The 17,492-nt window shown below is 40.3% G+C and carries 13 protein-coding genes; 7 read left to right on the top strand and 6 right to left on the bottom strand.

The window, feature by feature from the left end:
- Positions 1–51: 51 nt before the first annotated feature.
- The 6 genes from IQ31_RS02850 to holA form a co-directional block, all read right to left on the bottom strand.
- Positions 52–1,281 carry a sterol desaturase family protein gene (locus IQ31_RS02850; protein ID WP_208734098.1) on the bottom strand — a complete coding sequence of 410 codons (1,230 nt, stop codon included), beginning with the start codon at positions 1,279–1,281 and terminating at the stop codon, positions 52–54.
- A gap of 340 nt (positions 1,282–1,621) precedes the next feature.
- A complete protein-coding gene (locus IQ31_RS02845) occupies positions 1,622–3,205 on the bottom strand; it encodes an MDR family MFS transporter (protein ID WP_120332704.1) in 1,584 nt (527 codons plus the stop codon).
- Positions 3,206–3,207: 2 nt separating this feature from the next.
- Positions 3,208–4,311 carry an HlyD family secretion protein gene (locus IQ31_RS02840; protein ID WP_088162118.1) on the bottom strand — a complete coding sequence of 368 codons (1,104 nt, stop codon included), beginning with the start codon at positions 4,309–4,311 and terminating at the stop codon, positions 3,208–3,210.
- Positions 4,312–4,325: 14 nt separating this feature from the next.
- The gene (locus tag IQ31_RS02835) at positions 4,326–5,636 is read right to left on the bottom strand and encodes a TolC family protein (protein WP_088162119.1); all 1,311 of its coding nucleotides are present in this window, start codon (positions 5,634–5,636) and stop codon (positions 4,326–4,328) included.
- Positions 5,626–6,243: a TetR/AcrR family transcriptional regulator gene (locus IQ31_RS02830; RefSeq protein ID WP_075993267.1), complete on the bottom strand. Its 618-nt coding sequence runs from the start codon at positions 6,241–6,243 to the stop codon at positions 5,626–5,628. Before IQ31_RS02830 ends, IQ31_RS02835 begins: the two co-directional genes overlap by 11 nt.
- A 170-nt stretch (positions 6,244–6,413) precedes the next feature.
- Positions 6,414–7,421, bottom strand: coding sequence for a DNA polymerase III subunit delta (holA, locus tag IQ31_RS02825; RefSeq protein ID WP_145327048.1), 1,008 nt, complete (start codon positions 7,419–7,421; stop codon positions 6,414–6,416).
- Positions 7,422–7,833: 412 nt separating this feature from the next.
- Here holA and IQ31_RS02820 point away from each other — a divergent pair, with 412 nt between their 5' ends.
- The 7 genes from IQ31_RS02820 to IQ31_RS02790 all read left to right on the top strand — a co-directional run bounded on the left by IQ31_RS02820 (position 7,834) and on the right by IQ31_RS02790 (position 17,481).
- On the top strand, positions 7,834–8,295 hold the full coding sequence (locus IQ31_RS02820) for a type I restriction enzyme HsdR N-terminal domain-containing protein (RefSeq protein ID WP_088162121.1): 462 nt from the start codon (positions 7,834–7,836) through the stop codon (positions 8,293–8,295).
- 169 nt (positions 8,296–8,464) lie between these two features.
- The gene (gene clpP, locus IQ31_RS02815; protein ID WP_046674530.1) at positions 8,465–9,166 is read left to right on the top strand and encodes an ATP-dependent Clp endopeptidase proteolytic subunit ClpP; all 702 of its coding nucleotides are present in this window, start codon (positions 8,465–8,467) and stop codon (positions 9,164–9,166) included.
- A 2-nt stretch (positions 9,167–9,168) separates the two neighbouring features.
- Entirely contained in the window at positions 9,169–10,419 is a 1,251-nt protein-coding gene (gene clpX / locus IQ31_RS02810) for an ATP-dependent Clp protease ATP-binding subunit ClpX (RefSeq protein ID WP_070565518.1), read from the top strand.
- 123 nt (positions 10,420–10,542) lie between these two features.
- Positions 10,543–11,376, top strand: a complete 834-nt coding sequence (locus IQ31_RS02805) for an AMP nucleosidase (protein ID WP_198385934.1) — start codon at positions 10,543–10,545, stop codon at positions 11,374–11,376.
- Between the two features lie 245 nt (positions 11,377–11,621).
- Positions 11,622–12,785 carry an efflux RND transporter periplasmic adaptor subunit gene (locus IQ31_RS02800; RefSeq protein ID WP_232475553.1) on the top strand — a complete coding sequence of 388 codons (1,164 nt, stop codon included), beginning with the start codon at positions 11,622–11,624 and terminating at the stop codon, positions 12,783–12,785.
- A gap of 77 nt (positions 12,786–12,862) precedes the next feature.
- Positions 12,863–16,015, top strand: coding sequence for an efflux RND transporter permease subunit (locus tag IQ31_RS02795; RefSeq protein ID WP_088162124.1), 3,153 nt, complete (start codon positions 12,863–12,865; stop codon positions 16,013–16,015).
- Entirely contained in the window at positions 16,015–17,481 is a 1,467-nt protein-coding gene (locus IQ31_RS02790; protein WP_088162125.1) for an efflux transporter outer membrane subunit, read from the top strand. Before IQ31_RS02795 ends, IQ31_RS02790 begins: the two co-directional genes overlap by 1 nt.
- Positions 17,482–17,492: the final 11 nt, after the last annotated feature.

The following is a 17,492-nucleotide window of genomic DNA, read 5'->3' as shown; positions in this document are numbered from 1 at the left end:
AATTTGACCGCATCTATCATTCAGAGGGAATGGCTTTTCAGAATGCAATTTTCAACATCTTTCAAGACGCAAAACTTTTTTATAGTGACCTGCTAATGTTTTATAAAAAATCAATTGAATCAAAGCGAAACATCCTACCAAAACAAGCCCCAATGGTGAATAAAAAGTTAGACTGATATACAGTAGTAATAAGAATAGCCGAAGCATCTCAAGTGGAAAAACCCAGTCTTCATGTTCTAGAAGTCCCCCAATACAAATGACGCTACAGAGAATAAATCCTCCGCCAATAAGGAGTTGTATGAGTTGCTGATAATTACCATAAAGCAAAAAAAAGAAAAGCAGGAGCATCGTCAGCATGGACTGAAAAAAGATATAGCGGCTTAATACCTGTGCATGAACTTGTGGCCTAGCTCCTGCGAATATGCGCTCTTCCAGTTCTTCTCGAATTTCAGGCTGTATATCGTCAGGCCTACCAAATATAGTCCGCATTTTGTTTTTAAATCCTTCGGCCCGCTTAAATGATAGACCAATTTCAAATAAATAATGAAAATGCTGCCATAGAAAAGTGTAGCGATGAATGGGCTTTGTGAGTCCATAGACACAAGGTTCTTCTTTTTGTTCCGGGATAAATGTTCCGAATAGCTTGTCCCAAATAATCAGGATATCTCCATAATTTTTATCCAAATAGATTTCATTGCTGCTATGATGCACCCGGTGGTGAGATGGCGTTACAAATACACGCTCCAAAATCCCCAAATTTCCTACGGTCTGCGTATGGGAGAAAAATGGATATACGCCATGAATCAACAAAATAGTGGTCATCATAAAGGGAGGGAATCCCAAAAGGGGAATAAAAGCCCAAAATAACGAACGGAAAACGGCTTGAAATATTGTGATCCGGGCTGCTACGGTAAAGTTATAATCTTCACTTTGGTGATGTACAACATGAGCTGCCCACAACAAGTTTATTTCATGGCTATAGCGATGATACCAATACCAGAGAAAATCTGTAAATAGAAAAAGTATAACCCAGGTCCAAACATTCGCTTCAATGCGAAATATCGCAAAGTTTTGATACACCCAAACGAAAAAAAAGTAAAATAAACTAACAGAAAACATATCACACATACGCTCGACGATACCAACATTGAGATTTGAGATCGATTCATCAAAAGAATAAAAACGTTTCTGTTTTTTGAGGCTATACCAATATTCCAACACCATCAAGATTAAAAATAAGGGAATGATAAACGCCAAAAAATTAAGTTTTTCTGTATACATGCAGTCGCTATTTTGAAGACAAAAAATCTACCTTAATCGCAATTCAACAAGAACCATCTTTTCTGATGCCAAAAGATCAATTCTTCCAAACTCTTTATTATTAAACAATCAATTTTAAATCAGGTTTTTCAATGGACAAAAATGTATGCTTTCTAACGCCCCTACAATAACAAACGCCAACTCAAAAAGAAATGCCAACTCAACGTGATTTTCTACCACAAAAGAACGTGCACAAAAAAAGTCCTCAAAAGTTAAACACTTTTGAGGACTTCTGATTGAACGATAAATTGTTCTTCACTGATGGTGCACTATGATAACAGCGCAGCAGACGAATCCAATATTAATGTACACTGGACATATCGATCTGTGTTTTCCCCTGTTTGATCATCAATACAAAAGGGACACAAATCAGAAAGACAACCCCGAGGTACAGGAACACATCCATGTAAGATAGCACTGTTGCTTGTTTCATCACACTCAAGTCTAATATTTGATGCGCTTTGGCCAAAGCCTCATTAGGTGAAAAACCTTTCGCCTGAAAACTCATCTGCAATTGCTGCACCCGTTGTTGCACATCAAACTTACTTGGATCTAAATTAGCTACCAGATCAACACGGTGTTTTTGGCTATCACGGGCGATAAATGTCGTAATCAAAGCAATTCCAAATGAACCACCCAATTGACGCATCATCCCTGTAAAAGCAGCTCCTTCACCGATTGACTTACCATGTAATGTTGATAAAGACAGTGTCATAACAGGCACAAACAACAATCCTAGGCCAACTCCGCGGAGAATCAATGGCCAAAACATATGCTCCGAACCTGTATCGTTTGTCATGAGGCTATACATCCAAAAACAAAAGCCAAAAAAGATACATAGCCCTAAAGCAACCATATACTTCTGAGGAACACCATTTTGGATCATCTTACCGATAAAAGGCATCATGATACCGGTCATAATCGAACTCGGTAACAAGAGCAAACCCGCATCTGTTGCCGTCCATCCCAATATCGACTGCGTATAGATTGGAATAATAAAGGTCGATCCGAACAAGCCAAAACCAAGAATAAAGCTCATCACCACACCCACCTGTAAATTCTTATCCTTCAATACACGCAGGTTAACAATCGGTTTATCGTACACCAACTCCCGCCATATAAAAAACAGTAATCCAAAGACAGACAAAATCGATAAGCCTAAAATCAAAGGATCGTCAAACCAGTCATCCTGTTGTCCATGTTCCAATACAAACTGAAGTGAACCAATAAACATGATCAAAAATATCATACCGAACCAATCCACTTCCCTAGCAGACTGCTTTTGACTGTATTTAGGACTGCGTACAAAAGATAAGGTCAACAAGGTCGCAATAATGCCAAGCGGCACATTGATATAAAAGATATAAGGCCAAGAGAAGTTATCGATGATGTACCCACCCAACGGCGGCCCTAATGTAGGACCAACAATGACGCCCATCCCGTAGATAGCTTGGGCCATACTACGTTTTTCTTTGGGATAACTTTCCGTGATAATAGTCTGGGCTGTAACCAGTAAGGCTCCCCCACCCATCCCTTGTATAAAGCGAAATGCAACAAGCTCCCACATATTGGTTGCATTACCGCACAAAAATGAAGATACTGTGAATATGATAATAGAAGCCGCAAAGTAATTTCTACGCCCAAACTGTTGGGACAACCAGCTGGTCATCGGAATCACAATTACATTGGCAATTGCATAAGCTGTGATAACCCATGCGACATCCGTCAGCGTCGCCCCCAATGAACCTTTCATATCGTTCAGGGCCACATTGACAATCGTTGTATCCACAATTTCCAACAGCGCACAAAGCACCGCTGTAATCGTGATTACAACGCGACGAAAACCATATTCAACCAGACTATCTTGTTGATTTAAATTTTCCATAGTTATTTAACATGCACATCTACGTCAGCATTCATGCCCGGTCTGAGCAAAGCCACATTTTCTGCTTTATTGTCTTTTGTCAATTTGATCTTTACGGGTAAACGCTGAACAGTCTTTACAAAGTTACCCGTTGCATTATCTGGAGGCAATAAAGAGAAACGTGAACCAGTGGCTGGAGAGAAAGAGTTTACCTCGCCTTCAAACTCAATAGCAGGATAAGCATCCACTTTAATACCGACTTTTTGTCCAGGTTTTATTTTTTCCAATTGCGTCTCCTTAAAGTTAGCAACGACCCAAGTTTCAATATTATCTACAATGTAGAACAAAGATTGACCTGGATTGACCATCTGCCCTGGTTGTACCTTGATATTCGATACCTGGCCATCCACAGAAGCAAGTACTGCAGTATAAGAAAGGTTCAATTTAGCCGCTTCAAGTTGCGCATTCGCTCTTTTTATATTTGCCTCAGCAACAGAAGTTTGCTTTGAAGCTACTGTAGTCTTACTCACGACTGCATTACGTTGTGAAGCACTGGCGTTACGTTGTTGTTGCAAAATTTCAACCTGCTTGTCAGCTTCCAATTTCGCTGTTAATGCCTGCTCATACTGTTGTTTCGTAATTGACTGATTGTTGTATAAGTTTTGGTAGCGGATATAATCATTATTCGCTTGCTTAGCACGAATACGTGCTGCATCGATGCTGCCCAAATTAGATTGGATCGTTGCATCCGAGATGGCTACATTCGCCGAAGATGCAGATACATCTGCCTTTGAAACATCAAAGCTACTTTGAGCTGCTGCCAAGGCTGCTAGCGCTTCATCCACACGAACCTGATAATCTTGGCTCTCAATGGTGAACAACGTATCCCCTTTTTTTACCAAATCATTATCTTTTACGTACACTTTCGAGATAAACCCACCAACACGTGGAATGATCGGACTCATATTTTTCTCTACCTGCGCATCGTCTGTCGTTTCATGCGCCTGACCGTGCATATATTTATAAGCACCATAGGCTCCTCCGAAGATGACCAATGCAGCCAAAATAATTGTGAATTTTTTATTTGTACCTTTCTTTTCAGGTGCGTTTTCTACTGTATTTTCCATGTCTAGATTAATTGCTATTTAATGTTTAAAGACCCATTTGCTAACAGCAGGTCGTAATATTTTTCAATGGTATTTGCTTTGCTGATCGCAAGATTGATCTTGCTTTGAAGTTGCTGTACGTCGGCCGTTAACAAATCGTCCGTATCCGCAATACCATTATCGTACTTATCTTTTGTAATACGATAATTTTCAACTGCCTGATCCACCGCCTGATGGTAAACCACATCCTGCTTTTGTGCCAGCATATAGTTTTCATTGGCCTGTTGAACCTGCACTTTCACCTTATCGTTTAATAATTCAATGTGCTCATCAATTTCCCTGATATGATTTTTCGCAACATTCACTTCTCTTTTGTTTTTATAAAGTGAACCGATGTCGTAGGATACACCTACACCTACCATGGCCGCATTTGTTACGGTAACCACTTTTTGCAAACCAAAAGCATTATAACCTGCCGTTGCAGAAACCTGTGGCAATGTAGATGCTTTTGTTACCTTCAACTGGTCCTCTGCAACCAACCGTTGTGACTCCAAAGATTTCACATCAGAACGCGAGGTTTTCGCAGCGTCATAAGATGCTTTTAAACCCAAATCAACACCGTTCACCTCAGCCAGATTGATCTGATCCAACTGCGTATCCGCATCAATTTTCAAAAAATTAGCCAATTGATAATTCAGCACCTTGATATTTTTCTGTGCTTCCTGAAGCGAAACCTGATAATTTGAAAGCTGCAGTTCTGCTTTTAACAGGTCGTTACGCGCGATCAAACCATTGTCAAGCATCGCTTTAAAATCCGAAACACGCTGCTCAGACTGCTTGATGTTTTCAGCAATCAACAAGTTGGTTTGCTGAGCCTTATAAAGACTTAAATAAAGATTCACTGCACGTATAGCCAGTTGTTCTTTACTTGCTACAGCGTTGTATTCCTCGGCTTTTAATACATCTTTTGCAATATTAATTCCACCTTTAATACGTCCACCTGTATAGATTGGCATACTCACCGAAGCCTGTCCCAACCACAATTGGTTTGCAGCAATATCCGGAGCAGAGCCCCCCTCACCTAAAGCCAACTTTAAATTCACATTTGGAGTAGTCATAGCCATGTATTGTCCACTCAATTTTGCATCAGGAAGCTGTTTCGATTTGGCAGTTTCGACTTCGAGCTGTCTCCCCAATATCTTCGTATCGGTAGACTTTGCTTCCACGCTTTGATTTGCGGCCAAGTGAATTATCTCTTCCAAAGTCATGTGTTTGTTGTCTTGCGCCAACAGACCCATAGGACTTAAAAGCAATAAAGCACTCAAATTGGCCAACTTATTTTTCATATGTCAATAAAGCTTTAATTGTTTTCTGTATAAATTCTGTTAAAGTTGTTTCTATATAATTTGCATAGTCCTCATCGTTATCGATATGCAACTGATCCTGTAAAAAACAATGATTCATCTGAAAATTCATAAATACGCCCATCATCATGGAGTGGATCAAGATGGGATCATAACCCGCTTTGAATACACCCTGTTCTACCCCCGCATTGATAACAGACGATATCACTTCAAGATTGTGCAGCTTGAGTTTGCGAAAAGCCTCCGAGATCAGCATGCGTTGTTTTAACGAACTTTCAATGGTGATGATATGATACAGTTTACGATGCGAGTTCATGGACTTAAACGATTTATCCACCATAGCGTCAATTTTATCCAACGCATTATCGACAAGCGCCAACTCATCCACATTGATCATAAAATCAGGAACACGCCATTCAAAAAACGTATCCAGTAGCTTGTCCTTTGATCCAAAATAATAGTTGATCATCGCAACATTCACATTCGCCTCATTGGCGATATCACGAACGGAAGTCCCATCAAATCCTTTTGTTGCAAAAAGACGCTCTGCTGCAAGCAGAATATCAATCTGTTTCTCGTTAAATTCCATTTTAAACCTCGATCTTTTAAAGATACAATCGCATATTCATAGCGATTATAAAATACGTTCTCGCTAAATGCGCGACAAAGTTAAACAAACGTTTAATTTAAACAAGTGTTTAATTATTAAATTTGTGTAAAAAAAAACACCATTTCTGGTGTTCTTGCTGTTGGATGGGATTAGTTAAGTATCCGATAGATCATTTCTTTTAAAATCTCTTCACTATTGAAATTGCTCGGCACATTGACACCTTTAGATTTTAAATCACTCTCCTTCAATACATTGAGCACATCGAAAGTTTTCCGCCGGTTGTAATTTCTTGCAGCAAGCTCGTATTCTTTCAAAAAGAAAGGATGTACCCCCAATTCTTTTGCTGCGACCGATTTGTCGATCAGATAATGGTATTTGAGAATCTTCGTGAAGTAGGTGGCAATTTGTCCAATGACCATTACCAGCGGATTATTTTTGGGGTTGGCCACAAAATAATCAACGATCTGATAAGCTTTTAGGGCATTACGTTTAGCCAATGCAGTATTTAATTCAAAAACATTATAATCTTTGGAGATACCAATATTTCGTTCAACATCTTCCATGCTGATCTCTTGACTCTTTGGAACATTAAGCATGAGCTTGTCAAGTTCATTGGACACTTTGGACAGATCATTACCGAGATAGTCCGCAATCATCATCGTCGCTTGCGGATGAATGCGCCAGCCGGCATCTTTCACATAAGCTCCGATCCAAGGGCCCACCTTATCGTCGTATAGTTTGGCAGCATCAACAACTAGTCCTTTTTTTTCAAAGACCTTATAGATCTTTTTGCGTTTGTCAAATTTCCCATGTTTAAAACAAAACACAAGAATGGTTGTCGGTGTAAGATGTTCCAGGTATTTAGTCAACAGTTCTTCCGTATCCGATTTCCATTTTAGCTCCTGTGCCTCCTTGATAATAATCACCTGATAGTCACTTAGCATAGGATACCTCTTTGCTGCATTGACAATCGTAGAGATATCGATATCTTTTCCGTAAAAAATCGATTGATCAAAGCCTTTCTGCGCATCATTCAATACGGTTGCTTCCAAAGCGTCGGCAATGGTATCAATGAAATAACTCTCCTCCCCTTGCAATAAATACACTGGTTTAAAAGACCTGTTCTTAATATCGGATAAGATCGGATTTATGTTCATATATATAGTCTATTTATTCGTCCGCAATAGATCAGTTGCCCAGATTTGTTTTCGGTATCCAAGCCATCTGCGAAGGCTAAAATACCCCCATGTCACCACATATCAAAATGTCTTTCGAGTTCGACCATGGGCTTTTTATGCGAAGCAAAATTACGATTTTAATGGCAATTCAACCGAGTAACTCCGTAAAATTACGCTTTTATAATTGACTCATGTATCGCGATTACATTAAACTATTGATTTAATGCCATGAACATTTAGCAACATAACTTTCACCATCTCGTTAAGTAATCGCATCATAAATACAGACCTCGGGTTTCCCCCGGCCTAAAAAATCAGACTAGTCAAAAAAACACCATCCTTCGGACTTGACGAATTTATTTCTTTTGCTAATATTTTAGTATATTTGTGTATGTTTTCACCGACTCCACTGAACTTACCGCCATTTAAAGCTAAAATATCCAAGAAGAACAATTCGATTTACATCTTTGATGAGCTCAGAAAAAAGGACTTGGTATTAACACCGGAGGAATGGGTTAGACAACATTGGATCAATTATTTGTCGCTCATGAAAAATTACCCCAAATCACTGATGCATATTGAAGGCGGATTGAAATTAAATAACCTTCAGAAACGAAGTGATTTATTGATTTACAACAGTAGCGGGCATAAGGTCGTGTTAGCCGAGTTTAAAGCGCCACATATAAAAATCACCCAACAGGTATTTGAGCAAATTGCAAATTATAATACGGTTCATCGTATACCATACCTATTAGTGAGCAATGGCATGAATCATTACTATTGTAAAATTGATTTTATCAACGCGTCTTACGAATTTTTAGAAGACCTCCCCAACTACAACGAAATTGACTAAGGAGCTATGCATGAAATAGATAAAGAATTAATCCGGAGATACAGTGTCCCCCAGGTCTTGAAAGGAGATCACCGAAAAAATGTAAAGTAGATGTAAAACATCTTTTCAATTTATTTGATTTTTAAAATATAGTTTTATATTAGTCCTACAGAATAGAAAAAATAAAAAGATGAATATAGATAAAAACGAATTCAGAAAATATGCAGTAAAGCATCACCGTATTGGAAGCCAACATGTTGATAGCTTCATTGCTCGTACAGAGACAAGCATTCCGACAAACCTTACACCTTACATCGTTGAAGAACGTCAATTGAACGTTGCTCAAATGGATGTGTTTTCGCGTTTGATGATGGACCGTATCATATTTTTAGGCAGCGGTATTGATGATCAGGTAGCCAACATTATTCAGGCACAGCTCTTGTTCCTACAATCTACCGATGCACAACGTGATATCCAAATCTACATCAATTCACCAGGTGGAAGCGTATACGCTGGACTAGGAATTTATGATACTATGCAATATATCACGCCAGATGTAGCGACGATCTGTACAGGTATTGCTGCGTCTATGGGAGCTGTTCTTTTGGTTGCTGGTGCAAAAGGCAAACGTGCAGCCTTACGTCACTCACGCGTCATGATTCACCAACCTTCCGGTGGTGCACAAGGAGTTGCTGCCGATATGGAAATCAACTTACGTGAGATGATGAAATTGAAAGAAGAATTATACACCATTATTTCAGATCATTCTGGACAAACTTACGAATGGGTAGAAAAATCTTCAGATCGCGATTACTGGATGAGAGCCAATGAAGCCAAAGAATTCGGTATGATTGACGAGATTTTACTTCCTAAGAAGGAGATTATTAAATAACAATGGCAAAGAATAACGATAGAGACATTCACTGTTCGTTTTGTGGCATAAGCAAAAATGAAGCCCAGATGCTTATTGCAGGCAACGGAGCACACATCTGTGACAGATGTATCCAGCAGGCAGGCGAAATCTTGGCAGAAGAATTAAAACAACGAAAAAGTAAAACTTTACAGACTGCTTTAAAGTTGATCCGTCCTTTGGAGATTAAAACTCACCTGGATCAATATGTAATCGGTCAGGATGATGCTAAAAAAGTAATTTCAGTAGCAGTTTATAATCACTATAAACGTTTAAATCAGAAAGTGGATAAAGACGAGATTGAAATCGAAAAATCCAATTTGATTATCGTTGGTGAAACCGGTACAGGTAAAACCTTGCTTGCAAAAACTGTTGCCAAGATACTCAACGTCCCCTTCTGTATTGTGGATGCAACTGTATTGACAGAAGCAGGGTATGTAGGGGAAGACGTAGAAAGTATATTAACACGTTTATTGCAAGCAGCAGATTATGATGTAGCCTCTGCAGAACGCGGTATTATCTATATCGATGAGATTGATAAAATCGCACGTAAAAGCGACAATCCGTCTATTACAAGAGATGTATCGGGTGAAGGTGTGCAGCAAGCTTTATTGAAGATTTTAGAAGGTACGGTTGTAAACGTTCCACCTCAAGGCGGCCGTAAACACCCGGATCAAAAAATGATCGCAGTCAATACAAGTAATATTCTATTTATCTGTGGTGGTGCATTCGACGGTATTCAAAAGAAAATTGCAAACCGTCTGCGCACGCAAACAGTAGGTTATAAAATGAACGAAGACGAAGAGGAAATTGACTTGAATAATCTATACAAGTATATTACTCCTCAAGACTTAAAAAACTTTGGCTTAATTCCAGAGTTAATTGGCCGTCTTCCTGTATTGACTTACTTAAATCCATTGGATAAGGAAACTTTACTGAGCATTTTGACTGAACCAAAAAATGCATTGGTAAAACAATATAAGAAGTTGTTTGAATACGAAGGTATCGAACTAAAATTTGATCCTGACGTATATACGTTTATTGTTGATAAAGCTGACGAATTTAAACTTGGAGCCCGTGGCCTCCGCAGCATATGCGAAGCCATTATGCTGGATGCCATGTTTGAGATTCCGTCAACAAAAGAACAAACGGGACAGAAAGCATTAGAAATTACCTTGGACTATGCGAAGAAAAAATTCGAAAAGTCCGATTTAAAAAAGCTTAAAGTCGCTTAAAAAAATCCCGTTCGCTGAACGGGATTTTTTTTTAGAAAAGAATTAAAAATCTTATATTACAATAATAACATAGCCATAACGGAATGTTGACAGGAAGATAAGAGATTCAAGAAATTAAATTTAATGACTATGACAACAAAGAGAAGTGCAAAGAATACCGTAAATAGTCCGATCACACCAGGTTTAAAAACCAAAGAAGAAATCGTGAACAACTGGCTTCCCCGTTATACGGGAAGGCCTTTGGAAGAGTTTGGGGAGTATATCCTTTTAACGAACTTTTCAAAATATATCCACCTGTTTTCTGAAATGCATGATAATGCTCCTATTTACGGGGAAGACAAACCGATGCAATCCGTCACTGCCGGAGGTATCACCATTATCAATTTCGGAATGGGAAGTCCAATGGCCGCAACCATTATGGATCTATTATCAGCAATTGCACCAAAAGCCGTTCTATTCTTGGGTAAGACCGGGGGGATCAAGAAAAAAATTCCTGTAGGTGAATTGATTCTTCCAATTGCCGCTATCCGCGGCGAGGGAACATCTAATGACTACTTTCCACCCGAAGTACCTTCATTACCTGCCTTCGCCATGCAAAAGGCCATATCCACTACAATTCGGGATCACCAACGCGATTACTGGACTGGAACGGTATACACCACCAATAGACGGGTTTGGGAACATGACAAAGCTTTCAAAAAATATTTAAAATCAATCCGTGCCATGTGCGTTGATATGGAAACCGCAACGATATTCAGCGTCGGATTTGCCAACAAGATTCCAACAGGTGCTTTACTGCTAGTTTCAGATCAACCGATGGTGCCAGAAGGAGTAAAAACTTCGGTCAGTGATGTAACAGTTACAGCAAAATATGTGGAAGAACATATCGGTATAGGTATTGATGCTTTAAAACAGCTTATCAATAACGGATTGACCGTGAAGCACCTTAAATTCTAAGGTACAATGCAAGCAACATCATATTTTCCTTTGGCGGGAAAATATGATGCACTCCTCTCTATAAAACAATAACTATCAAATACTTAAAACTATTAAACATTATTATTGATTAATAATTGAACAGTTATTAACTAAAATTTGAGATGTTAACAAATGTTAATCTTCACAATAATTAAACTATTTGGCGTTTATATTGTAATATTCATATTACCCAACACATATATCGTAAAAATTAATCAAGCATTGTGAAGAAAAAAACATTATCTATTTTTAAAGTATCCCTATTGATTTGTTCAGCCTTAGCCACACAGGTAAGTTGTTCTTCAAGTTCTTCAAAAGAAAATAAAACCAAAGAAAAAAACGTGGCCTTGCCCGTCTATACCGTCACTAAATCAGATGCTACCACCATCAAGGATTATTTGGGCACCATAGAAGGTAAAGTTAACGTTGAGGTCCGCCCACAGGTCGAAGGACTGCTTCAGGAAATTTATATCGATGAAGGTTCTTTTGTTCAAAAAGGCCAGAAACTGTTCAAAGTAGACCCCTCTACTTATCAGGAAAATCTCAATAACATGGTTGCTACAGAGCAGGTCGCCAGAGCCAAACTTAAAAATGCACAGCTCGAAGTCGACCGATTGAAACCGCTGGTTCAAAACGACGTTATCTCCGATGTCAGACTGGCATCGGCCAAATCAGACTATCAGGTAGCCAAGGCGACACTGGATCAAGCCATCGCAGCCGTACGTTCCGCTCAGATCAGTAAGGATTTTACGGTTATCACCGCTCCGGTAGGCGGTTACATTGGTCGGATCCCAAAACGTATCGGGAATCTGGTCTCAAAAGGTGATAAAGAACCCCTCACCTATCTTTCAGATATCCAGGAAGTCTATGTTTATTTCTCCATGAATGAATCTGACTTTCTTTATTTTTCCAAAGCACAGGCAAAAAAAGATAGCCTAGAAGGGAAAAAATACAACCAGAATCAGAAGCTTGTATTTCCCGAAGTTACGCTCGTCCTTGCGGATGGCGAAGAATACGCAAAAAAAGGTATAGTGGATGCCGTCAATGGTCAGATCAACCGTACTACAGGTGCGATCTCCTTGCGTGCGACATTTCAAAATCACGACAATATACTTCGGTCCGGAAGTAGTGGTACACTTAAAATTGCAGAGGTTAAAAAAGACGTTCTTCAAATCCCTCAGATTGCAGTCAATGAATTGCAGGATAAAACCTTCGTGTATATACTGGACCAAAACAACAAAGCACAAAAACGAAATATCCAACTGACAGGCAAAAGTAAAAACAATTATATCGTCTACTCAGGACTACAGGAAAACGATCGCGTTATTACCAGTGGATTTGACAAATTGACCGACGGTTCACCAGTAACCCCGATTTTACAGAAATAATTATCTATCATTTTTACATGCTACAAGGTGTCGGGTATACTGTACACTTCATGTAGCGTGTTTAAAATTCCATATATATGCTAAAAACATTTATAAATAGGCCTGTATTAGCCACGGTGGTTTCCATTATCCTGGTAATCTTGGGCTTAGTTGGGCTAAAACTTCTGCCTGTCTCGCGTTTTCCAGAAATTGCACCACCAAGTGTGCTTGTTTCACTAAGTTATCCGGGAGCTAATGCTGAGACTGTAGCAAAAAGCGTTTTACTACCTATCGAAGAAGCCATCAATGGTGTAGAGGATATGACCTATATCAAGTCATCTGCCTCCAATTCAGGATCGGGAAGTGTGTCGGTCTATTTTAAGACAGGTACCAATCCTGATATTGCCTCAGTCAACGTACAGACACGGATTTCCAAAGCAATCAGTTCCATTCCCGCAGAAGTAAATGAGGCCGGAATCACGGTCATGCCACGGCAAACGGGTGTCATTATGACCATCAATCTCTACTCTGATCATCAGGATAGTGCCTACGACGAAACTTTTCTCCAGGCTTATGCACAGATTAACCTGATGCGGCCTTTGCTGCGTGTTGATGGTGTAGCCCAGGTTTCCCGTTTAGGAGCACGGGATTATGCGATGCGACTTTGGTTGAATCCCGAAAAACTAGCCCTTTATAACCTCGTCCCACAAGATGTTACCAACGCTATAAAAGATCAAAACTTTGAGATTGCCCCCGGTAAATTTGGAGAAACCTCAGATGAAGCTTTCGAAACAGTGATCCGTCATAAAGGGCGTTTCACCACACCGGAGGAATTCCAGAGTATTGTGATCAAAACCAACACCGACGGTTCAGTGCTCTATTTAAAAGATGTGGCACGCGTCGAATTCGGTGCTACAAATCTAAGCAGCGACAATAAAGTAAATGGACATCCCGGTCTTACACTCAACTTAACACAAACCAGTGGTTCCAACGCCCATGATATTGATATTGCCGTCAGAAAGGTTCTCGAGGAACAATCAAAAACATTTCCAAAAGGCATACACTATGAGGTAACCTACTCTGTACGTGACCAGATCGATGAATCGATCAACCAAGTTGAGCACACCCTTTTTGAAGCCTTTATCCTGGTATTTATTATTGTCTTTATCTTCCTGCAAGATTTTAGATCCACCTTGATCCCTGCAATTGCAATCCCGGTTTCATTGGTGGGAACCTTCTTTTTTCTGCAGCTTTTTGGATTTTCGCTCAATGTCCTCACGATGTTTGCCCTGGTGTTAGCTATTGGAATCGTAGTGGATGACGCCATTGTCGTCGTTGAGGCCATCCACGAAAAAATGCACAGCACAGGAATGAAACCCAGAGCCGCTACATTATCGACGATGTCCGAAATTACGGGAGCCATCCTGTCCATAACCATGGTCATGGCTGCTGTATTTTTGCCTGTAGGATTTATGGAAGGGCCAGCAGGTATCTTTTATCGCCAGTTTGCTTACACCCTGGCAACAGCGATTCTGATTTCAGCACTCAATGCATTGACATTAAGTCCAGCCCTATGTGCGCTACTCCTGAAAGCCCCGCAACAGCATACCAATCAAAAAAACGGCAAAATCAATCAATTTAAAGATCGCTTCTTTAAAGCATTCAACACCTCTTTTGATCGACTGACCGCCCGTTATGTCTCGATTGTAGAAATACTGATCAAGAATAAGAAAATAGCCTGGGCAGGCTTAATTTTAATTACAGCACTTGGCATTGTGTTTATGATTAATACACCCAAAAGTTTTATTCCGACAGAGGATGATGGATTTATCACATACAACATTGCCCTCCCTCCCGGCGCTTCATTGAGCCGAACAACTGAGGTTCTTCATCGTGCCGATAGTATTTTAAAGAAAAGACAGGACATCAATGGAATGACAACAGTTTCTGGTTTTAATGCCCTGGACGGAAGCTCAAGCCCGGCATTTGCCGCTGGTTACATCACCTTAAAACCACATGCCAAACGCAAGCACATCAAAAATATCAATGCATTTATGGATACCATCAGGCATGATCTATCCCAGATCAATGAAGCAACGTTTACAGTATTCCCCCGCCCTACCGTACAGGGTTTTGGCGACTTTGCCGGAATTGAAATGGTTCTTCAAGATCGAATGGGTGGTGACATTCGGGATTTTAACACCATTGCAGATACCTTTATCAACCAGCTCAATACCTTACCGGAAATACGAAGTGCCTACACAAGTTTTAAATCAAACTTCCCTCAGTATGAAGTAAATATCGATGCCGTAAAGGCAAAATCCCTGGGAGTTGAGATCAAAGATCTCATGTCCACAATCCGATCTTATTTTGCGCGTGTACAGGCGAGCGATTTTAATCGGTTTGGTCGCCAATACCGTGTTTATGTCCAATCAGATTTCGACTTCCGCAAAGATCCCGAATCCTTCAATTCAATTTTTGTGCGAAACAGTAAAGGCGAAATGGTGCCTATTAACACCATATTGACCTTAGAAAAGACTGTGGGTCCAGAAACCATCACGCGTTACAATCTATACAATGCAATTGCAGTAAATATTACACCCGCGGAAGGCTATAGTACAGATGATGCGATGCAGGCTATCCAAAAGTTGGCCGACAACAAACTTCCGGGTAATTACGGTTTTGAATGGACGGGCATGAGCTATGAAGAAAGTCAATCCGGCTCACAGACGATATTGATTTTTGCGCTTAGTATCCTATTCGTCTACTTCCTGCTTTCCGCTCAATATGAAAGCTACATTCTTCCTTGGGCAGTATTACTGTCTATACCTGTGGGACTGATCGGCGTATTTTCCGTGATCAACCTTGTGGGACTTCAAAACAACATTTATGTGCAAGTAGGACTCATCATGCTTATTGGTCTTTTGGCCAAAAATGCTATTCTGATCGTCGAATTTGCCGTTCAGGAACGCAAAAATGGTAAAAGTATCGTCGAAGCTGCCATTAACGGTTCAAAACTTAGGTTACGGCCAATCTTGATGACGAGTTTGGCATTTGTTGCTGGCCTGGTACCCTTGATGTGGACGGTTGGTCCATCGGCGATCGGTAACCATTCGATCAGTTTCAGCGCCGCCGGCGGCATGCTCTTTGGTGTAGCATTCGGCATCTTTATCATCCCTGTACTCTTTGTCGTATTCAAAAGCCTGGATGAAAAACTACATGATAAACTAGCTAAAGAAGAGGAAGAATAATGAAAAACATAAAAAAATACCTTTCGGGAATATCGATCATCATTGGCCTCTTAGGCCTGATGAATGCCTGTAAGATCGGCAAAGATTATGTGCAGCCCAAACTCAAACTTCCCGAAAACTTTCGTGGCGATACGCTGGATTATTTCGGAGACACCTCCAGTATGGGACTGATCCATTGGAAATCCTTCTTTCACGATCCCACATTGAAACTATTGATTGATTCTGCCTTAGCGAATAATTTTGAAATGAAGACAGCATTGCTCAACCTGCAGATTTCAACCCGAGTTTTGGCGCAGAACAAAGCCAATTATCTGCCGAGTGTAAATGCGACAATTGCCAATGGAAACCGTACCTGGCGATCGAAAGACTTTGGTAGTGGTCCCCTGACCAAATATTATGATCACAAAGGTGAAACAGCACCGCAAAATATGTTCGTGTATCAATCTATGTTTGGTTCCGATATTAATTTTAGCTGGGAAATAGATATCTGGAAGAAAATAGGTAGCAAACAGGAGCAGCTGTTAGCCGAGTATCTGGATACACAGGAGGCAAAAAATGCGATACAAACCTCTATCATAACTGCTGTCGCAAAAGGTTACTTCAATCTCTTGATGCTCGATGCCAAGATCGAGGTTGCCAAACGTAACGTCCAATTGAACGATAGTACGCTGCGTATGATCAAGCTCCAATATGAAGCGGGTGAGATCACCGCCTTGGCGATCCAACAAACACAATCACAGCGCCTATTGGCGGCATCCCTCGTTCCCGAAATCGAAAAGGAAATTGTCATCCAGGAAAATGCGCTTCAGACACTTACTGGAAAATTACCCGATAGCATCAAAAGAGGCACTTCTTACGAGCATCTCTTCGCTGAAAGCAAAGACATTTCACTCGGTTCCCCGATCGAAATTGTGCGTAATAGACCAGATATCCGATCATCTGAATTTCAATTGATGGCAGCCAATGCGAATGCCAATATCCAACAGGCCATGCGTTACCCTTCATTGACCGTGGGCGGCGTATTGGGGGTAAATAGTATGCTCCCCAAAAATTGGTTCAATATACCAGGGGCATTGCTCGGTGGAATAACCGGGAATTTGACCACACCTATTTTCAAAAACAAAACCTTGAAAACACAATATGAGGTCGCTAAATTGGAACGTGATAAAGCCGAAATCCAATTGCAACAAAAGGTCGTGGAAGCCGTAGCCGAAGTCTCTAACGCAGTGGTCACGGTCGACAAGCAACGGGAGCAATTGTCTTTGGCCAAAGAAAGAGTCGATAATGCACATCTTGCCGTCAAAAATGCGGGTTTACTCTTTAAAAGTGGCTACGCCACATATTTAGAGGTTATTACAGCGCAAAGCAATGCCCTAAACAGTGACCTCGATCTGGTCGAGTTAAGGCAACAGCATTTAGATGCATTTGTGGATCTGTACCGGGCACTCGGAGGAGGTTGGAGATAAGGATTTAAAAC

The sequence above is a fragment of the Sphingobacterium siyangense genome, assembly GCF_007830445.1.
Taxonomy (GTDB): Bacteria; Bacteroidota; Bacteroidia; order Sphingobacteriales; family Sphingobacteriaceae; genus Sphingobacterium; species Sphingobacterium siyangense.
Note: the sequence above shows the minus strand (reverse complement) of the source record. Positions and strands in the feature narration are given on the sequence as shown.

Coding starts and splice junctions, on each gene's coding strand:
- IQ31_RS02795 (WP_088162124.1), top strand. CDS start 12,863: ATGCTAAAAACATTTATAAATAGGCCTGTATTAGCCACGGTGGTTTCC.
- IQ31_RS02840 (WP_088162118.1), bottom strand. CDS start 4,311: ATGGAAAATACAGTAGAAAACGCACCTGAAAAGAAAGGTACAAATAAA.
- IQ31_RS02845 (WP_120332704.1), bottom strand. CDS start 3,205: ATGGAAAATTTAAATCAACAAGATAGTCTGGTTGAATATGGTTTTCGT.
- IQ31_RS02790 (WP_088162125.1), top strand. CDS start 16,015: ATGAAAAACATAAAAAAATACCTTTCGGGAATATCGATCATCATTGGC.
- clpP (WP_046674530.1), top strand. CDS start 8,465: ATGAATATAGATAAAAACGAATTCAGAAAATATGCAGTAAAGCATCAC.
- IQ31_RS02835 (WP_088162119.1), bottom strand. CDS start 5,636: ATGAAAAATAAGTTGGCCAATTTGAGTGCTTTATTGCTTTTAAGTCCT.
- holA (WP_145327048.1), bottom strand. CDS start 7,421: ATGAACATAAATCCGATCTTATCCGATATTAAGAACAGGTCTTTTAAA.
- IQ31_RS02805 (WP_198385934.1), top strand. CDS start 10,543: ATGACTATGACAACAAAGAGAAGTGCAAAGAATACCGTAAATAGTCCG.
- IQ31_RS02850 (WP_208734098.1), bottom strand. CDS start 1,281: ATGTATACAGAAAAACTTAATTTTTTGGCGTTTATCATTCCCTTATTT.
- IQ31_RS02830 (WP_075993267.1), bottom strand. CDS start 6,243: ATGGAATTTAACGAGAAACAGATTGATATTCTGCTTGCAGCAGAGCGT.
- clpX (WP_070565518.1), top strand. CDS start 9,169: ATGGCAAAGAATAACGATAGAGACATTCACTGTTCGTTTTGTGGCATA.
- IQ31_RS02820 (WP_088162121.1), top strand. CDS start 7,834: ATGTTTTCACCGACTCCACTGAACTTACCGCCATTTAAAGCTAAAATA.